Genomic DNA, 17520 nt, shown 5'->3' with positions numbered 1-17520 from the left:
CCCTGTTACGGGAGCAGAACGTCGGCTGTCAGGCGGCGTTCCCGACCTCGTTTTCGAGCGCTGCGCGCACCGCCCCGATCGCCCGCGGCCACCCGTCGAAGCCACCGGTCGCGAAGGTCCGGACGCGGGGGTAGAAGGGGTAGCGGTCGGTCGCCAGCAGGTGCCAGTCGTCGGGTGCATGGATCAGCCAGGTTCTGGCCCCGGCCGCCGCCGCGATATTGGTGCCCGCGATGCCCGGCCCGACCACCAGGTCCAGCGCACAGGAGAGCGCGGCGAGATCGTCCAGGTCGTCCTTCAGGTCCATCGGCGGGGTCCAGATCCTGACGCCCGCCGCCTCGGCCGCCGCCAGATCCTCGGTCACGTCCCCGCACTGCAGATTGACCATGATGCAGCCCGGTGCCGTCAGGACCGGCTTCCACCGCTCGAAGCTGGAGAAGTAGCGCGCCCGCACGCCGGTCAGGACCAGGCTCTTCCAGTGCAGGCCGACCTTCAGGCCTGGCCCGAGCGCCTCCAGCTCGGACTTCCAGCGCGCGACCTTGACCGGGTCGGGCATCAGATAGCCGTCGCGATCCGGGAAGGCGGACAGGTCCCGGCGATAGACGGCGCACAGGCTGGCCATGGGCGTCCAGGCGTCGGCCTTACCCTCGGTCTCGCCGATCTGCTCCATGAACGGGCAGTAGCGGGTCAGCCGGCCCTCCAGCCGCACGGCCCGGTGGGCACCGACCACGGCCGTGGGGAAGCTGCGCTGGTACAGGTCCACCAGCCGGGCCTCGACGGCGATGAAGACCTTGCCGGTCGGTCCGACGGCCTCGATGACGTCGGGCAGGCACCCCCCGAAGACCATCTCGTCGGCGATGCCCTGCTCGCCGACCACCAGCAGGCGCTTGCCCGCGATGTCCTGGGTCGCGGGATCCCAGCGGGGCGCATCGACCGCCACATGCATGGCCTCGGGCATTTCGGGGTCCAGCCGGACCTCGTATTCCTCGAAACCATCCTTCAGCCGGCCCATGCCCATCAGGGTCATGGCGCGCGCCATCCGCATCATGGCCCGCTCGTAGGGAGTTTCGGCCCCCGGCAGCGCCTCATCCAGATCGGCGAGGGCGCGGTCCGGCTGTCCCAGCGGCTGCAGGACGTTGGCCCGGTTGTAGCGAGCCTTGGCGAAGGCGGGGTCCAGCCGCAGCGCCTCGTCGAAGAAGGTCAGCGATTCCTTCATCTGGCCCTGATCGCTCAGCACGGTGCCGAGCGTGTTCCACAGCGTGGGGCTGTCCTGCTCGATCTGGATCAGGTCGCGCAGCCGGTCGACGGCCTCGGTGTAGCGCTTCTGGTCGCGGAGCACGCAGGCCAGGTTGTTGGTGCCCTCGACGTGGCCGGGCTCCACCGCCAGAAACTTCAGCAGAAGCTTTTCGGCGATGTCGAGGTGCCCCAGCCGCTGGGCCAGACGCGCCAGATCGTGGGCGATCGCCGGGTCTTCGGGCAGCAGGCACAGGGCCGAATCGTAGGCGTTGAGGGCGTCGGAGAGGTGACCTTCCTTCTCGCGCGAGATGGCCAGGACGTGCCAGGCGAGGCCGTTGTGCTCGTCCGCCTGCAGCACGGACAGGCAGCGGCGCGTGGCGGTCGCATAGTCGCCGACCCGGATCGCGGCCACGGCGGCCTTCAGGGTGTCGATGGCCTTTCGCTGGGCCTTGGCGCTGGGCCCCTTGCCGGCCAGCGCATGCGACAGGCGGCGGATGGCGGCCGGCGAGGCCGAATCGCCGGCCGATCCCTGGGCCACCGCCATGTGACCGAGCGCCAGCTCGGAAGGGGCCAGATCGGCGGGGGAGGGGGTGACGTGGGTCATGGGCGACTCATTGGCGGACAGGGCCTTATGCCCAGATAGGGCGCGCCATAGAACACATGGTTAACCACGCCTGTTTAGCCTGCGTCAGGCACCCCGCGGCTAGTCAGGAGCACGCGGGCTGGAGGAGGCCCAATCATGCCGTTGAAGCTGTCGCTGAAGCCCGGAGAAAAGTTCGTCCTGAACGGCGCTGTCGTTCAGAACGGCGATCGCCGTGGCGTGCTGATCCTGCAGAACAAGGCCTCTGTCCTGCGCGAAAAGGACATCATGCAGCTGGAGGAGGTCACGACCCCCGCCAAGCGCATCTATTTCCCCGTCATGATGATGTATCTGGACGAAAGCGCCGCGCCCAAGGTGTACGACGAGTTCGTCACCCGCCTGTCCGAATTCATGGGCGCGACCCGCAATCCGATCGCCATGGCCGACTGCGTCGCCTGCTCCAAGCATGTTCTGGCGCGCGAATACTACAAGGCCCTGATGGCCGCCCGGAAACTGGTGGACTACGAGGAAAGTCTGGCCTGATGCTGAAGGCATACGCACAGGCGTCGACGCGGACGGAGACGCCGCGGGAGATGGAATACCGGCTGTTCGGTCAGGTCACACGCGCGCTGATGCACGCCGCGACCGTCGACCCCAGCGACGTGAAGACCCGCATCGACGCCCTGGACTGGAACCGGCGGCTCTGGTCGGTCCTGGCCACGGATTGCTCGGATCCGTCGAACCAGCTGAACACGCCGCTGCGGGCGCAGATCATTTCGATCAGCCTGTTCGTCGGACGGCACTCCTCGGCCATCATGCGCGGCGAAGAGGACTTCGAGGCCCTGATCGACATCAACCGCTCGATCATGCAGGGCCTTGCCCCGCAGGGCCAGCCGGCCGCCTAGGCAGCCACCGCCCGGCAACCTTCGACGTCGACCGGCCAGATTTTGCCGGGTGACGCGGGCGGCAACAGGGTTTCCATAATCTTTTCAATCTGATGGGTCCGGCCCGGTCCTTGCGACGACGCGCGCAGGACCAGAACCGGTTCAACGGCCAGAAGGCCGTCTCCCCCGACCAGAATGGAAGGACTGTCTCATGGCCAACTCGGTCAACACAAATCTCGGCGCCCTCATCGCGCTGCAAAATCTGAACGCCACCAACGTCGAACTGTCGGCGACCCAATCCCGGATCAACACCGGCAAGAAGGTCGCCAACGCCAAGGACAACGGGGCCATCTGGGCGATCGCCCAGGGCCAACGGGCCGATATCGGCGCCCTGGGGGCGGTCAAAGGCTCGCTCGACCGCGGCGTATCGGCGGTGGACGTGGGCCTGGCGGCCGGTGAGAGCATTTCGGATCTTCTGATCCAACTGAAGGAGAAGGCCCTGGCGGCGACGGACAAGTCGCTGTCGACGTCATCGAGGAGCGCCCTGAACGAGGACTTCAAGGCCATCCGCGACCAGATCACCACGGTTGCCAACAACGCCGATTTCAACGGGATCAACCTGCTGAAGACCGGCGCGACCGGTTTCGCGGCTCTGGCCAACGCGGCGGGCACAGCGACCCTGACGGTCGGCGCCGAGGTGCTGGCCCTGGGGTCCACGAACGTCACCGTCACGGCGACCACGACCATCGGCACCTCGACCCTGGCCACCACAGCCCTGGGTCTGGTGAACGCCTCCATCGACAAGGTCTCGGGCGCCCTGGCGCGTCTGGGCACCAAGTCGAAGGCGCTGGAGACCCATCGTACCTTCGTCGGGAAACTGACGGACGCGCTGGAATCCGGTGTCGGCAATCTGGTGGACGCCGATCTGGCGAAGGAAAGCGCCAAGCTCCAGTCGCTGCAGACCAAGCAGCAGCTGGGCGTTCAGGCTCTGGGCATCGCCAACCAGTCGCCTCAGGTTCTTCTGAGCCTGTTCCGCTAAGTGTAAGGACGCCCGGGGCTCGCCCCGGGCGTTGCCTTTTGCGGGGTGCCAGCACTCGCGACGGGGTCGCTGGGGGCTTGAGCGCATGCCCGGGGCATGACGATGCGCCATCACGAAATCGGCATCGGGCCTTTGCGAAGCGGCCGAAGCGGTCCTACCTTCGACCTCCCTGTTTAACAGCGAAAGGAGGTGATCAAGTGATCTCATTGTCCCAAACCCGTACGGTGACCGAAACTTGGTCCTCCCACGAGGTCCGGGCCTGATCCTTTCAGGCTGGTTTTAGGTCCGACCGTAACGCGGTCAGACAATGAGGGCCGTCGGAGCGATCCGGCGGCCCTTTTTGTGGCTGGCGACAGCCCGGATGCAGGGCGTGCTGAAGATGTTGAGACAGGGGAGGCCTCGTCCCGGCCGGCCCCGCCCGGACCGACGATCACACGAGCTGGTGGAACCAGTGCAATGAGGTCTGGAACGCCGCCACGATCAGGCTCCAGGCCGCCCAGACGAAGACCCCGAAACCCGCGACGCCCAGCCAGGCGGCGCCGATCAGCGCCCCGTCCCGCTGCATCAGGCCGAACCCGAACAGGGCGACGAACAGGGACGGGAACAGGTTGCCGCCGAAGATCGGCAGCATGATGATGACGGTCAGAAGACTGGTGACCACACCGATCAGGACTTCGGACACCTCGTTGCTCATGACGCTGAAGCGAGGGCGCGACAGGCGCTCGACCTGAGTCAGGGGCTTGCGCACCTTTCCGATGGTGGTGCGGTAGCTGTCGCGTGGAATGCTCCGGCTCAGGGCCCAGGCGGGCATCCACAACTGGTCGCGCCGGATCACCAGATGCAGGCAGATCAGCAGGAGCGGGGCTCCCAGGATCGTCGTCGAACCGGGGATGGGCGATGCGATCGCGTTGATCAGACCGAAGAACACCATCAGCGCGCCGAAACCGCGCTCTCCGAACGCGTTGATCAGTTCGCCCAGATACAGTTTCGGGTCGTCCTTGGCCCCGATGTCGTCGAGCACCGTCGAGAACGGGCGCTGGTCGCTCTGAAAGTCATAATCGGGCATCAGGCGGGGCTCTGGATGGGTCGATCGGATTTAGGCACGTCCATCAACGCTCGCCACTTAACATTCGGCCATTTTCAGAAGACCTGTCCAAACCAGTCGAAGCCCAGCCGGAAGCCGGCCACGACCAGGTTCCAGGCGAAGACCAGCACAGCCACGGTGATTCCGGTCGTGATCCAGCCCAGCAGCACGGCCAGACCGTCCCGCTGCATGATGCCGAGGGCGAAGAATCCGATCGCGATGGCGGGGATCAGGTTTCCCCCGAACACCGGCAGCACCAGGATGGCCGACAGGATCAGACACGCGAACCCGATCAGTGCCTGACCGAGGCGGCCGGTCATGAAGTACAGGCGTGGACGGGCCAGCGCCTCGCTGAAGCGGATCAGCTTCATCAGGCGGCCGCTGAGTTTGCGGAAGGTCTCGCGCCCGACCGAGGCGCGCCCGAGCCAGTTCGGCAGCCACAGCGTATCGCGCCCCCAGGCCAGTTCGGCAGACAGGAACAGAAGAGGAGCCCCCGTCAGCGTCGTGCCGCCGGGGGGCCAGGGCAGCATGTTGACGATGGCGAACAGCAGCATGACCGCACCGAACGCCCGCTCGCCGAAGGCCTCGACGATCTCGCCGAGAAACAGTTTCTCGCCGCCATGGGTGCCCAGCCGCTCCAGCGTATCGGAGAAGCGGACAGGTCGGCCGGTCGAGGTCACCGTCAGGCTCATCGGGCGACCCTAGAGGGGGACGGTGACGCTTTCGAGCGGTTCAAGCGTCAGTCTTCGGCGACGTGCGCGGGTTTGCCCTTGCGCGTCGTACGGGCGAAATCCTCGAGCTGCGTCTCGCTCATGGACTCGACCATCTGTCTGGACGCGCCCTTGAGGTCTGATTTCAGCGTGTCGCCGCGCTTGGCCGACAGGGCGGCTCCGGCGGCCTTCTGCTGGGCAGCGGATCTGGCTGGCATCGGGAGGCTCCTTCCGGGGAAGGAAACTGCGCCTGCCGACGTCGGTTCCTAGCTGCCGAGAAGCTCCCGCCCGATCAGGAAGCGACGGATCTCGTTGGTGCCGGCACCGATGTCGTACAGCTTGGCGTCGCGTACCAGACGCTCGACCGGCCAGTCCTTGGTATAGCCCGCGCCGCCCAGGGCCTGGACGGCCTCCAGCGACACCTTCACGGCGTTTTCCGACGCCAGCAGGATCGCGCCGGCGGCGTCGTAGCGAGTCGTCAGGCCCGCGTCGCAGGCCTTGGCGACGGCATAGACATAGGTCCGGGCGCTGTTCAGGGCGACATACATGTCGGCGATCTTGCCCTGCATCAGCTGGAAGCTGCCGATCGGCTTGCCGAACTGCTTGCGGTCGCGGACGTAGGGCAGGACCACGTCCAGCGCGGCCTGCATGATGCCCAGGGGACCGGCGGCCAGAACGGCGCGCTCATAGTCCAGGCCGCTCATCAGGACGCCGGCCCCGCCGCCGACCGGACCCATGACGTTCTCTTCCGGAACCTCGCAGTCCTCGAACACCAGCTCGGCGGTGTCCGAACCGCGCATGCCCATCTTGTCCAGCTTCTTCGAAACGCTGAACCCCTTCATGCCTTTCTCGATCAGGAAAGCGGTGACGCCCTTCGAGCCCGCCTCGGGGTCCGACTTGGCATAGACGACCAGGGTGTCGGCGGACGGGGCGTTGGTGATCCAGAACTTGGTCCCGTTCAGGACGTAACGGTCGCCGACCTTTCTGGCCTGGGTCCGCATGGAGATGACGTCGGAGCCGGAGCCCGCCTCGGACATGGCCAGGGATCCGACGTGCTCGCCCGAAATCAGCTTGGGAAGGTATCGCGTCTTCTGGTCCGGCGTGCCCCAGCGGCGGATCTGGTTGACGCACAGGTTGGAGTGCGCCCCGTACGACAGGCCGATCGAGGCCGAGGCCCGGGAGACCTCCTCCATCGCCACGACGTGTTCGAGATAGCCGAGGCCCAGGCCGCCCCATTCCTCCTCGACCGTGATGCCGTGCAGGCCCAGGTCGCCCATCTCGGGCCACAGGTCGCGGCGGAAGGTGTTGGTCTCGTCGATCTCGGCAGCGATCGGGGCCAGCCGGTCGGCGGCCCAGCGGGCGGTGGTGTCGCGGATGGCGTCGGCCGTCTCGCCGAGGCCGAATTCCATCGATTGGGGTGCGTTGGGAATGCTCATGCCGAGCGGCCTAGCACCGCCCGAGCCGGTTCGCCAATGAGCTAGTTGTCGCCGCCCGGCAGACCCCACCGACGATACAGGTTGAACGAAGACACCCCCACGCAGGCCGCGCCGATGACGGCCAGGACCCAGGCGATGATGGTCGTCTCGTCGCCGCCCGACTGTTCCGAAGCGAGTCGGAACGCCGCCATGGCCGCCCCGAATGCCGTCAGACCGACCGCGCCCATGATGATGAACGCGCCGGTCTCGCTCCAGTCGAAGGAGGCCGGAGCTTCGAGCTCGATGTCGCCGTGACGCATCACCGGTGCGCCGCCCTGGGTCAGGGACAGGTCTTCGCCGAACAGGCCGCCGTCTGCGGTGTCCGCGGGCTCGGCGCGGTCCTCGGCCGTCCAGGGGGCGCGGGTCACGGCGGCGTCCGGAAAATCATCCGCTCCGTTCAGGACCAGAGGCTCGATCTCGGCGGCCGGGGCAAAGGATACGCTCTCGGGCTCGACGGCGGGGCCGGGCTCGACGACGGGTGCCTCGACGACTGGCTCGACCGCAACGAGCACCTCTTCGTGCACGACCGGCGGCGGGGTCACGCTCTCGGCGATGACCCGCTCGCGCGCCGGCTGCAGGAACGGGAGCGGGCCGACCATGGCCGCGCTGTAGGGCGTGTATCGCTGCACGATGATGGCGGCGTGATCGGTGCCGGTCACCGGCGAACCGGCCGCGCCGGTCGGGGCGTCGGTCTCGGGCGAGGCGACGGGGACTGCATCGGATGTCGGGGCAGGCTCGACGTCCGTCGGGGCGTCCTCGCCCTCCACGGGCACATCGACCGCAGGGTCAGCGGGTTCCGGGACACCGGCACTGTCAGCGCCCTCGTCGTCGGCCAGGGAGTCATTGGCTGCGGACGGCGGCGCTTCGACGACATCCTGGTCCGCGACCACGGGTTCGGCCACCGGGGGAGGGACGGCGAAGCTGGGGACCAGCACCGCATCGGCCTCTCCGAGAAGCGCCGACACGGCCGCGGTCCTTGGATCGGCCTCGGGCATCTGTTCGGCGGACGTCTCGCGGGGTGCACCGGAAGCATCGACGGGCGTTTCGACCGTTTCGACCCACGTCTCCGGTTCGACGATTTCGATGGGGGCCACCAGAAGATCGGAGACGGCCACCGGGGCTGCCGGATCGGCGACGAACAGGGCCCGTTCGGCCGCGCGGCGGCGCAGGGCGGCCTGGGGCAGGGCGGGCTCGGGCCAGCCCATCAGGGCATCGGCCGCGTGGCCGGTCGCGCCACGGGCCAGGTGGCCGAGCACGTCCGAGGTCTGGAATCGATCGACGCCGACCGAGTAGGCGAAACTGACCAGGGCATCGAACTGGTGCTGGTTCAGCACGGCCGACCCGGCGTGGTTGACGGTCTTCTCGACCGGCAGCAGGTCGTAGCGCAGCAACAGTTCGGCGTCGGCCTCCGACACGCTGGCTCCCTCGCGGGCCGACAGGGTGTGGCCATAGCCGATGACCCAGCCGCCATCCTCGCGACGGATCGCCCGGGGGCGGAAACCTTCGAAACTCTTGATCAGGATGATCCCCTCGCGGGAGATCTTCATGGTCGGTTTGCTGGCGTCGGACACTGGAATTGACCCAAAACGAGACGGAGCGCGCTCGCCCCGCGGGGGAGGGAGCAAGGCGCGGGCCGCAATCCCCGTCTTACATCAGGATGACGCCCGCGAGGCCCAGGAACGACAGGAAACCCACAGTATCGGTGATCCAGGTCACGAAGACCGGCGACGCCACGGCCGGATCGCGGTCCAGACGGTCGAGGGCGAGGGGCACCAGCGTCCCGGCCAGGGACGCGGCGACCAGGTTGATCAGCACGGCCAGACCGATGGTGAGCGACAGCAGCGGCTCCCGGAACCAGACCCAGGCCACGACCGCCAGCAGGGTGCCGATGGTGACGCCGTTGAACAGACCCACCATGACCTCGCGCCCCAGGATGCGCGGGGCATTCGCCGAGGTCAGTTCGCGCGAGGCGAGGGACCGCACGGCCACGGTCAGGGCCTGGGTCCCCGAGTTGCCGCCGATCGAGGCGACGACGGGCATCAGGATGGCCAGATAGACCAGGGCCTTCAACTCGTTCTCGAATTGGCCGATGACCATGGAGGCGAACAGGGCGGTGCCCAGGTTCACCACCAGCCAGGGGATGCGAGACCGCACCACGCCGAACACGCCCGCGCCGCGGCTTTCATCGGACACACCGGCCAGACGCAGGATGTCCTCGCGGTTCTCCTCCTGGATGATGTTGACGATGTCATCGACGGTGATCTGGCCCACCAGCCGCCCGGCCGAGTCGACGACCGGGGCGGAGATCAGGTGGTATTTCTCGAAGATGTAGGCGACTTCTTCCTGGTCGGTGTCGGCCGCGATGCCGTTCACCGGCTCCATCAGGTCCGACAGCTTCACCGTCCGCGCCGCGCGCAGCAGGCCGCTGATCGGGATGCCGCCGACCGGCTTGTTGTGGGGATCGACCACATAGATGTCGAAGAACAACTCGGGCAGGTCCTCGCCCTGGGCCCGGACGTGGTCGATGGTGTCGCCGACGCTCCAGAACAGGGGCGCGGCCATCACCTCGCGCTGCATCAGGCGGCCGGCCGTGTCCTCGGCATAGCCCAGCGAGTTCTCGATGGCGGCGCGGTCGGTCGCCGGCATGGCGGCCAGCACCTTTTCGCGCTGGTCGTCCTCCAGATCCTCGACCACCGCGGCGGCGTCGTCGGAATCCAGTTCCTGCAGCGCCTCGGCGAGCGTGCCCGGCGCGACCTGCTCCAGCACTTCCTCGCGGATGCCGTCGTCCAGCTCCGGCAGGGTCTCGGCCAGCAGTTCGGGCGGCAGCCACAGGACCACGACGCCCCGGTGCTCGGCCGTCAGAAAGCCCATCAGGTCGGCGACGTCGGCGGGGTGCAGATCTTCCAGCAGCGACCGCAGGCGCATGCCATCGCCGTCATCGGCGGCGTCCACGACCTTTTCCACGAAGGACGCCGTCAGGACGTAGTCCTCGTCCAGCGCCTCGTGGTCTTCGGTGACGACAGGGTCGAGAGTGGCGGTTCGGTCGCTCACGCGGGGGCCTCCCTCTCTCGATGTGAATCAGCCTGGTAGTGCCGATCTTATCCCTGTTTCGTCAGATGGTGCGGTCGAGAAGACTCGAACTTCCACGGGTTGCCCCACAGCGACCTCAACGCTGCGCGTCTACCAATTCCGCCACGACCGCTCGCATCGGAGCGGGGGCTGTAGCGGAGGGTTGGGAAGGAGGCAACAGGCAACAGGCAATAGGCAACAGGTGCTCAGGCTTGAGGACCCTGGGATCAGCCTACGCGCATGCGATCTGGCGTCAGGCCGCTCCGGCCATGAAGTCGTAGACGTCGGCGGGCCGGGTCACGGTGATCGCGATCCGATCCTCGCGGATCTCGATCATCCCGCGCGCCACCGGATGGTTGTTGGCCAGGATCCAGACTTCGTCGTGTTCGGACGCATCCAGCGGAATCACCGCGCCGCGGCCCATCTTCAGCAGCTGGGACATGGGCAGCACGGAACGGCCCAGCACCACGGACAGCTCGACGTCGACGGCTTCGATCTGGCTCAAGGGATCTCCGGATACGCTGGAGGGTACAGACGACTGGACTTGCATTGGCGGCCCCCGGGGACACATTGGTCCCATCATGCTTGCCGAGCCGTTAAGCGCCGCCGTTTCCCCGCTGTTTCGCCCCGATGGTCGCGCCGTCGAATGGGTCGTCGCGCCCGGCTACGTCCCTTATGATGACGCGGTCGCCGAGATGGAGGCGCGCGTGGCCGCGATCTCGGCGGGAGACGCGGCGGAGCGGGTCTGGCTGCTGGAGCATCCGCCGCTCTACACGGCGGGCGTCTCGGCGAAGGATACGGACCTGCTGGATACCGGCCGGTTTCCGGTGCACCGGACGGGACGCGGGGGGCAGTTCACCTATCACGGGCCCGGACAGCGCGTGGCCTATGTGATGCTGGACCTGAACGCGCGGGGCAAGGACGTGCGGGGCTTCGTGCGGGGGCTGGAGGCTTGGCTCACCGGGGCCCTGGCCGAGTTCGGTGTCGAGGCCGGCGTCCGGGACGGGCGCGTCGGCGTCTGGGTGGAGCGCAAGGGGCCCGGCTGGGCGCGCGAGGACAAGATCGCCGCGATCGGCGTCAAGGTCCGCAAATGGGTCAGCTTTCACGGCATCAGCCTGAACGTGGAGCCGGATCTGACCCATTTCGACGGCATCGTGCCCTGCGGCATCACGGAACACGGGGTGACCAGTCTTCTCGACCTCGGCGTCATTGCCGGCATGGACGAGGCCGATGCGGCGCTGAAAGCGAGTTTCCGGCGGGTGTTCGGCCCGGTCGCCTGACGGATGGCTTTCGCACCGGGGCGACGCGGTCCATATGCGTGCCATGGCACGTGGCGAACGATCGGGACATAGAGGCGGCTCGATGGAGGCCAAGGCACAGGGGGCCGGTCCGGCAGCGGACGCGGTGGACGGGCCAAAGACGATCCCGGCCCTGATGGACCTGGTCCGGCTGGTGGGGCGCTCGGGCGCTCCGCAGCTGAGATTGAGGCTGATCGCCTCCATCGGCCTGACCATCGCGGGCAAGGCCCTCGGCGTCCTCGCGCCTCTGGTCCTGGGGGCCGCCGTCAACCATCTGGCCAGCGATCAACCCGCCGGCGTCTCGATCGCGCTGGGCTTCGCGGCCTTTGCCGTGGGCTGGGCCGTGGTGCGGTTTCTGTCCTCGGCCGCGCCGCAGCTTTCGGACGTGGTGTTCGCGCCCGTGCGCCAGGCGGCCCAGAGGCGCGCCGCGACCGAGACCTTCGCCCACGCCCTGAACCTGTCGCTGGACTTCCACCAGACCAAGCGGTCGGGCGCCCTGTCGCGGACCGTGGACCGGGGCTCCCGCTCGGTCGATTTCCTGCTGCGCATCCTGGCCTTCAACCTGGCCCCGACCGTGCTCGAGCTGGCCTTGGCGGCGGCGGTGCTGGGGGGCAAGTACGACTGGCGGTTCGCGGCCGTCGCGGTGATCGTGGTGCTGCTCTACACCGGCCTGACCTTCGCGATCTCCAACTGGCGGATCGAGCATCGCCGGACGATGAACACCGCCGACACCGAGGCGGCGGGCCAGGTCGTCGACGCCCTGCTGAACTACGAGACCGTCAAGTCGTTCGGGGCCGAGGTTCGCGCGGCCGAGGGATACGACCGGGCGCTGGGCGTCTACAACGCCGCGGCCCTGAAGGCGAACAGCTCGCTGGCGCTGCTGAACGCTATCCAGGCGCTGATCATGAACGTCGGTCTGGGCGTCATGGCCGTGATGGCGGGCTTCGAGGCCGCCGCCGGACGGATGGGCCCGGGGGACGTGACCGCGGCCGTCCTGATCATGATCTCCCTGTACGCCCCCCTGAACATCCTGGGCTTCGCCTATCGGGAAATCCGCCAGTCTTTCATCGACATGGAAGAGATGCTGAAGGTGACGCGCCAGTCGCCACAGGTCGCGGACGCGCCCGGTGCCGCCGACCTTCTGCGTCCTGTCGACCGGCGTGGCGGCTCGCTGGCGTTCGAGGACGTCTCCTTCCGCCACGACGCGCGGGCCAACGGCCTGGAGGACGTGTCCTTCCAGGTCGCGCCGGGCACGACGACCGCTCTGGTCGGTCCGTCGGGCTCCGGCAAGTCGACGATCGTCAAGCTGGCGCTTCGCCTGCTGGACCCCCAGACGGGCCGGGTGATCATCGACGGCGCGGACGTGCGCGACGTGACCCAGGCCTCGCTGCGCCGGGCGGTGGCGCTGGTGCCCCAGGACGTGGCCCTGTTCAACGATACCCTGCGCGTCAACATCGCCTTTGCCCGGCCCGATGCGGACGAGGCGGCCATCTGGGCGGCCGCCGAGGCGGCGGAGCTGTCCGACTTCATCCAGGGCCTGCCTGAGGGCATGGAGACGCGGGTCGGGGAGCGCGGCCTGAAACTGTCGGGCGGCGAACGCCAGCGCGTCGGCATCGCCCGCGCCCTTCTGGCCGATCCGTGCATCCTGATCCTGGACGAGGCGACCAGCGCGCTGGACAGCCGCACCGAGGCCGCTATCCAGAAGACCCTGCGAAAGGCCAAGGCCGGACGCACGACGCTCGTGGTCGCCCACCGCCTGTCGACCATCGCCGATGCGGAACAGATCCTGGTCCTGAAGGCCGGTCGCATCGTCGAGCGCGGGGCCCACCACGAACTGGTGGCCCGGGTCGGCGGCGAATACGCGGCCCTGTGGAAGAAGCAGACACGCGGCGCGCGGTCGGCCGCCGACGTCGACGGCTAGAGGCGTCCGATCGCGTAGAACCGGTCGGAGCGCTGTTTGCGCAGCTCGGCCGGGGTAAGAGGCATCAGCGCCTGCAACTCTTCCCACACGGCGTCGCCCACGGACAGCATCGCGGCCTCCGGATCGGCATGGGCACCGCCCATCGGTTCCTGGATGACGCGATCCACGATCTTCATCGCCAGCAGGTCGGGGCCGGTGATCTTCATGGCGTTCGCGGCGTCCTTGGCCCGCGCGCCGTCGCGCCACAGAATTCCGGCGGCCCCTTCGGGCGAGATCACCGAATAGATCGAGTGTTCCAGCATCAGCACGCGATTCGCGGCGGCCAGGGCGATGGCCCCGCCGGACCCGCCTTCGCCGGTCACGGTGGCGATCATGGGGGTTTTGAGGACCAGGCCGCGCTCGGTCGAGCGGGCGATGGCCTCGGCCTGGCCGCGCTCCTCGGCCCCCAGGCCCGGATAGGCCCCGGCGGTGTCGACGAACGTCAGGACCGGCAGGCCGAACCGGTCGGCCATGTCCATCAGGCGGACCGCCTTGCGGTAGCCCTCCGGCCGGGCCATGCCGAAATTGTGCGTCAGGCGGGTCGCGGTGTCGTGGCCCTTCTCATGGCCCATGACCACGACCGGCTGGCCGCGGAAGCGGGCAAGCCCGCCCAGAATGGCCTGGTCGTCGCCGAACTGGCGGTCCCCGCGCAACTCGACATAGTCGGTGAACAGGGCGTCCAGATAATCGACGAAGTGCGGCCGCTGGGGGTGGCGGGCGACCTGGGTCTTCTGCCAGGGATCCAGCGCGCCATAGGTCTTCTTGCGAAGCTGATCCGCCTTGCGCTTCAGCCCGTCGATCTCGGTCTCGAACGAGCCGGAGGTGGCCGCGAGAAGCCCGAGCTCCTCGATCTTGGCCTCCAGTTCGGCGATCGGCTTTTCAAACTCGAGATAATGGGTGGCCATGAGGCGTCCGGAAGGGGCGGGCATACGGCCCTGTCGCAAGGCGGCGGAACCTAGAGAGGTCAACGCATCGGGGCAAGCGGGGGTTCAGAAGGCCTTTGGGAGGCCAGCCTGTTTCAGGACGCCGTTGGCGGTGTGTCGGCTCTTCGAGCGCGGAACGACGACGCTGTGCGCCACATCCGGGTGTCGCCATTTTTCATGGCTGCCCTTGGCGTTTTCGGCGCGACGCCAACCGGCTGCAGAGAGAAGCGTGGTGAGTTCTGCGTAGAAATCGTGGGGCATCGTGTGTCGTCCGATAAGGCCCGCTAAGGATGTCCCGGATCTTCAAGTTGACTCAACGCACGGTGCGGTTCGCACAACTCCTCACGCCGCGATAACGTCAAACCCACCAGCGGCCTCGAAGCGGACCGGCACATGACCCTTGATGCCCAGGTTCTCCGCGAGAAGTTCGGGAGCGAAATGCCGCGCCATGGCCTCGAACTCTGCAAGCGTCGCGGTCTCAAGCACGAGGCCCTGGATATTGGACTCGCTGGTCCAGACGGAGGCCTCCGCGTCCCAGATGGCCTTGACGTAGAAGGACTGGCTCATGCCGCCACTATGCGCTTTCAGTCGTCCTTCGCCAAGGGATGGTGCCGGTTGACCACCTGCGTCAGACGATCGGTGGCGACGTGGGTATAGATCTGGGTCGTGGCGATGTCCGCGTGACCCAGCAGGGTCTGGACGACGCGAAGGTCGGCCCCGCCTTCCAGCAGATGGGTGGCGAAGGCGTGACGCAACACGTGGGGGCTCACGCGGGCCGGATCGATTCCCGCATCGACGGCGGCCTGGTCCAGCATCTGGGCGAAGCGGCGGGGGGTCAGGTGTCCGGATGCGGCCCCGGACGGGAACAGCCACGGGCTGTCCGGAGCCTTCTCGGGACGCCGGGCATCGCGCGCGATGAGCCAGGCCTTCACCGCCTCCCGCGCCGAGGCATTCAGCGGGGCCAGCCGCTCCTTGCCGCCCTTGCCGCGCACGATCAGATAGGCCGGATCGCGGCGCACGGCCTCCACGCGCAGACCCAGAAGTTCGGAGACGCGCAGGCCGGAGGCATAGGCCAGCTCGACGAGCGCGATCATGCGAAGGCCCGCCGCCCCGTCGCGGGCCGCCGAGGCGGTCAGCAGGCCCACGACCTCCTCGCGGTTCAGGGTCCGGGGCAGGGGGCGACCCTGCTTCGGCGCATCCAGACGGCGGGACGGGTCGTCGGTGCGCCAGCCTTCGCCCATGGCAAACCGGTAGAACTGGCGGATCGCGGAGCGGCGGCGCGCGGCGGTGGCGGCGGAGAGGCCGCGCGGCGCCAGTCCGGCAAACCAGGCCTCGATCGCGGCTTCATCGGCCGCGATCAGCCCGCCCCCGTCGATGGACGCTTCCGCATCGGCCAGATCGCGCGCATAGGCCGACAGGGTGTGGGGCGAGGCATCGCGCTCGACCGCCATCATCTCCAGGTAAGCCTCGATCTGCGGCGACGTCATCGATGGCAAACCGGCGTGTTCCGGTGGCGGAGCGCGTGGCTTGGTGTAGAGAACGAGCCGATCATGTCTGTCCTTGCCTCCCTGCCCAGCGCGACCGTCCGGTGAGTCGCGATACGTCCCGTCCGGCGATTCCGGCTCCCACCCGCATCATAGCGCTGGTGGGGCTGATGGGCGTGGGCAAATCGACGGTGGGGCGTCGGCTGGCCAACCGGCTGGGCCTGCCCTTCGTCGACGGCGACGACGCCATCGAGGCGGCGGCGCAGATGACCGTGTCGGAAATCTTCGCCCAGATGGGCGAGGCCGAGTTCCGGGCCGGCGAGGCCCGGGTCATGCGTCGCCTTCTGGAAGGCCCGCCGATCGTCCTCGCCACCGGCGGCGGTGCGGTGCTGAACCCCGACACGCGGGCCCTGATGAAGGCGAAGGCGACGTCGGTCTGGCTGCGCGCCGACATCCGGGTCGTCGCGTCGCGCGTCCAGCGGCGCGACACGCGGCCCCTGCTACGCGGCAAGGATCCGCTGGCCGCCCTGACCGCGATGGCCGAGGTGCGCTATCCTGTCTATGCGACCGCCGACGTGACGGTGGACGTCGGCGCCGGCGCCCATGCCCAGGCGGTGGAGGCGATCCTCGCGGCGCTTCAGGCGTACTGGGCGACGGAGGGTGAGCGATGACCACGGTGGTGTCCGTCGGGGGCGGGACCTTCACCCCCTACGACGTGGTCGTGGGGCGGGGCCTGCTGCACGAGGCCGGGGCCCGGATCGCGCCCTTCGCGCGGGGCCGTACCTTGATCGTCAGCGACGAGACCGTGGCCGCGATCCATGGACCGGCTCTGAAATCATCTCTGGAAGTTTCGGGAATCCGGACGGAAATCGTGTCCGTTCCCGCCGGCGAAGCCTCCAAATCCTTCGCCGAACTCGAGCGGCTGATGGACCGTCTGCTGGCGGCGGGACTGGACCGCAAGGACGTCGTGGTCGCGCTGGGCGGCGGCGTGGTCGGGGATCTGGCCGGTCTGGCGGCGGCGCTCTACATGCGCGGCATCGACTTCATCCAGGTGCCGACGACCCTGCTGGCCCAGGTCGATTCCTCGGTGGGCGGCAAGACCGCGATCGACACCCCGCGGGGCAAGAACCTCGTCGGAGCCTTCCACCAGCCTCGCCTCGTCCTGGCCGACATCGACGTCCTGGCCACCCTGCCGCCGCTCCAGCTGCGGTCCGGATGGGCCGAGGTCCTGAAGCACGGTCTGATCTGCGACGCCGGGTTCTTCGACTGGCTCGCCGCCGACGGCGCGGCGGGCGCGACCGGTGATGCGGAGGCCCTGACCCGCGCCGTGATCCGCTCCGTCGAGATCAAGTCGGCCATCGTCGGCGAGGACGAGAAGGAGGCCGGCCGCCGCGCCCTGCTGAATCTCGGCCACACCTTCGGTCATGCCATCGAGGCCGAACTGGGGTTCGAGGAGGCGGCGCTGGCCCACGGCGAGGCTGTGGCGCTGGGTTGCTGCCTGGCGTTCCGGTTCTCGGCCGGGCAGGGGCTGTGCGATCCGGTGGACGCCGCCCGGGTCGAACAGGTCGTCGCCGCGGCCGGTCTGCCGACCCGCCTCGTTCAGGCGGGCCGCTTCTCTGCCGAGGCGCTGCTGGGCCGCATGGCGGGAGACAAGAAGGCCGAAGGCGGCGGCGTCACCCTGATCCTGGCGCACGGGATCGGACGGGCGTTCACGCAGCGCTTCAGCGATCCAGCCCCCATTCTGGCGTTCCTGCGCCAGGAGGGTGCCGCCTAGGCAGCGC

Annotated in this window: 19 protein-coding genes and 1 tRNA gene; 7 read left to right on the top strand and 13 right to left on the bottom strand. The window is 68.3% G+C overall.

Features of this window, described 5'->3' with window-relative positions; translation table 11 throughout:
• Positions 1 to 28: 28 nt before the first annotated feature.
• On the bottom strand, positions 29 to 1837 hold the full coding sequence (locus tag BRESU_RS11955; protein WP_013269816.1) for a tetratricopeptide repeat protein: 1809 nt from the start codon (positions 1835 to 1837) through the stop codon (positions 29 to 31).
• 135 nt (positions 1838 to 1972) lie between these two features.
• Here BRESU_RS11955 and flbT point away from each other — a divergent pair, with 135 nt between their 5' ends.
• The 3 genes from flbT (at position 1973) to BRESU_RS11940 (ending at position 3736) form a co-directional block, all read left to right on the top strand.
• Positions 1973 to 2356, top strand: a complete 384-nt coding sequence (gene flbT, locus BRESU_RS11950; protein WP_013269815.1) for a flagellar biosynthesis repressor FlbT — start codon at positions 1973 to 1975, stop codon at positions 2354 to 2356.
• On the top strand, positions 2353 to 2718 hold the full coding sequence (flaF, locus tag BRESU_RS11945; protein WP_041762530.1) for a flagellar biosynthesis regulator FlaF: 366 nt from the start codon (positions 2353 to 2355) through the stop codon (positions 2716 to 2718). The genes flbT and flaF overlap by 4 nt, the downstream gene beginning before the upstream one ends.
• A gap of 190 nt (positions 2719 to 2908) precedes the next feature.
• On the top strand, positions 2909 to 3736 hold the full coding sequence (locus tag BRESU_RS11940) for a flagellin (protein WP_013269813.1): 828 nt from the start codon (positions 2909 to 2911) through the stop codon (positions 3734 to 3736).
• A gap of 430 nt (positions 3737 to 4166) precedes the next feature.
• On the opposite strand, the gene BRESU_RS11935 is transcribed toward BRESU_RS11940, so the two are convergent.
• The 8 genes from BRESU_RS11935 to BRESU_RS11900 all read right to left on the bottom strand — a co-directional run bounded on the left by BRESU_RS11935 (position 4167) and on the right by BRESU_RS11900 (position 10579).
• The gene (locus BRESU_RS11935; protein WP_013269812.1) at positions 4167 to 4802 is read right to left on the bottom strand and encodes an exopolysaccharide biosynthesis protein; all 636 of its coding nucleotides are present in this window, start codon (positions 4800 to 4802) and stop codon (positions 4167 to 4169) included.
• 74 nt (positions 4803 to 4876) lie between these two features.
• A complete protein-coding gene (locus BRESU_RS11930; RefSeq protein ID WP_013269811.1) occupies positions 4877 to 5512 on the bottom strand; it encodes an exopolysaccharide biosynthesis protein in 636 nt (211 codons plus the stop codon).
• 47 nt (positions 5513 to 5559) lie between these two features.
• Positions 5560 to 5748 carry a DUF3008 family protein gene (locus BRESU_RS11925; RefSeq protein WP_013269810.1) on the bottom strand — a complete coding sequence of 63 codons (189 nt, stop codon included), beginning with the start codon at positions 5746 to 5748 and terminating at the stop codon, positions 5560 to 5562.
• Between the two features lie 48 nt (positions 5749 to 5796).
• Positions 5797 to 6966: an isovaleryl-CoA dehydrogenase gene (locus BRESU_RS11920; RefSeq protein WP_013269809.1), complete on the bottom strand. Its 1170-nt coding sequence runs from the start codon at positions 6964 to 6966 to the stop codon at positions 5797 to 5799.
• 41 nt (positions 6967 to 7007) lie between these two features.
• Positions 7008 to 8552, bottom strand: a complete 1545-nt coding sequence (locus BRESU_RS16950) for a lysozyme (RefSeq protein ID WP_013269808.1) — start codon at positions 8550 to 8552, stop codon at positions 7008 to 7010.
• A gap of 100 nt (positions 8553 to 8652) precedes the next feature.
• Positions 8653 to 10056, bottom strand: coding sequence for a magnesium transporter (gene mgtE / locus BRESU_RS11910; RefSeq protein WP_013269807.1), 1404 nt, complete (start codon positions 10054 to 10056; stop codon positions 8653 to 8655).
• Positions 10057 to 10122: 66 nt separating this feature from the next.
• Positions 10123 to 10207: transfer RNA gene (locus BRESU_RS11905), tRNA-Leu, on the bottom strand.
• Between the two features lie 120 nt (positions 10208 to 10327).
• Entirely contained in the window at positions 10328 to 10579 is a 252-nt protein-coding gene (locus BRESU_RS11900; protein WP_013269806.1) for a FliM/FliN family flagellar motor switch protein, read from the bottom strand.
• 76 nt (positions 10580 to 10655) lie between these two features.
• On the opposite strand from BRESU_RS11900, the gene lipB reads away from it, so the two are divergent.
• Positions 10656 to 11354, top strand: coding sequence for a lipoyl(octanoyl) transferase LipB (gene lipB, locus BRESU_RS11895; RefSeq protein WP_013269805.1), 699 nt, complete (start codon positions 10656 to 10658; stop codon positions 11352 to 11354).
• 82 nt (positions 11355 to 11436) lie between these two features.
• Positions 11437 to 13293 carry an ABCB family ABC transporter ATP-binding protein/permease gene (locus BRESU_RS11890; RefSeq protein WP_013269804.1) on the top strand — a complete coding sequence of 619 codons (1857 nt, stop codon included), beginning with the start codon at positions 11437 to 11439 and terminating at the stop codon, positions 13291 to 13293.
• Here BRESU_RS11890 and BRESU_RS11885 read toward each other — a convergent pair.
• The 4 genes from BRESU_RS11885 to BRESU_RS11875 all read right to left on the bottom strand — a co-directional run bounded on the left by BRESU_RS11885 (position 13290) and on the right by BRESU_RS11875 (position 15742).
• A complete protein-coding gene (locus BRESU_RS11885; RefSeq protein ID WP_013269803.1) occupies positions 13290 to 14237 on the bottom strand; it encodes an acetyl-CoA carboxylase carboxyltransferase subunit alpha in 948 nt (315 codons plus the stop codon). The two genes, BRESU_RS11890 and BRESU_RS11885, sit on opposite strands and share 4 nt — an antisense overlap.
• 84 nt (positions 14238 to 14321) lie before the next feature.
• The gene (locus BRESU_RS17190; protein ID WP_083777550.1) at positions 14322 to 14516 is read right to left on the bottom strand and encodes a type II toxin-antitoxin system HicA family toxin; all 195 of its coding nucleotides are present in this window, start codon (positions 14514 to 14516) and stop codon (positions 14322 to 14324) included.
• An 81-nt stretch (positions 14517 to 14597) separates the two neighbouring features.
• Entirely contained in the window at positions 14598 to 14822 is a 225-nt protein-coding gene (locus BRESU_RS11880; protein WP_013269802.1) for a DUF1902 domain-containing protein, read from the bottom strand.
• A 17-nt stretch (positions 14823 to 14839) separates the two neighbouring features.
• The gene (locus BRESU_RS11875; protein WP_013269801.1) at positions 14840 to 15742 is read right to left on the bottom strand and encodes a tyrosine recombinase; all 903 of its coding nucleotides are present in this window, start codon (positions 15740 to 15742) and stop codon (positions 14840 to 14842) included.
• Positions 15743 to 15843: 101 nt separating this feature from the next.
• Here BRESU_RS11875 and BRESU_RS11870 point away from each other — a divergent pair, with 101 nt between their 5' ends.
• Together BRESU_RS11870 and aroB are read left to right on the top strand one after the other, a co-directional pair.
• Complete coding sequence (locus BRESU_RS11870) at positions 15844 to 16410, top strand: shikimate kinase (RefSeq protein ID WP_013269800.1); 567 nt, start codon at positions 15844 to 15846, stop codon at positions 16408 to 16410.
• Entirely contained in the window at positions 16407 to 17513 is a 1107-nt protein-coding gene (aroB, locus tag BRESU_RS11865) for a 3-dehydroquinate synthase (RefSeq protein ID WP_013269799.1), read from the top strand. The genes BRESU_RS11870 and aroB overlap by 4 nt, the downstream gene beginning before the upstream one ends.
• Positions 17514 to 17520 lie beyond the last annotated feature (7 nt).

Source organism: Brevundimonas subvibrioides ATCC 15264 (assembly GCF_000144605.1).
GTDB classification, from domain to species: domain Bacteria; phylum Pseudomonadota; class Alphaproteobacteria; order Caulobacterales; family Caulobacteraceae; genus Brevundimonas; species Brevundimonas subvibrioides.
This window is presented reverse-complemented; position numbering and strand designations above follow the sequence as displayed.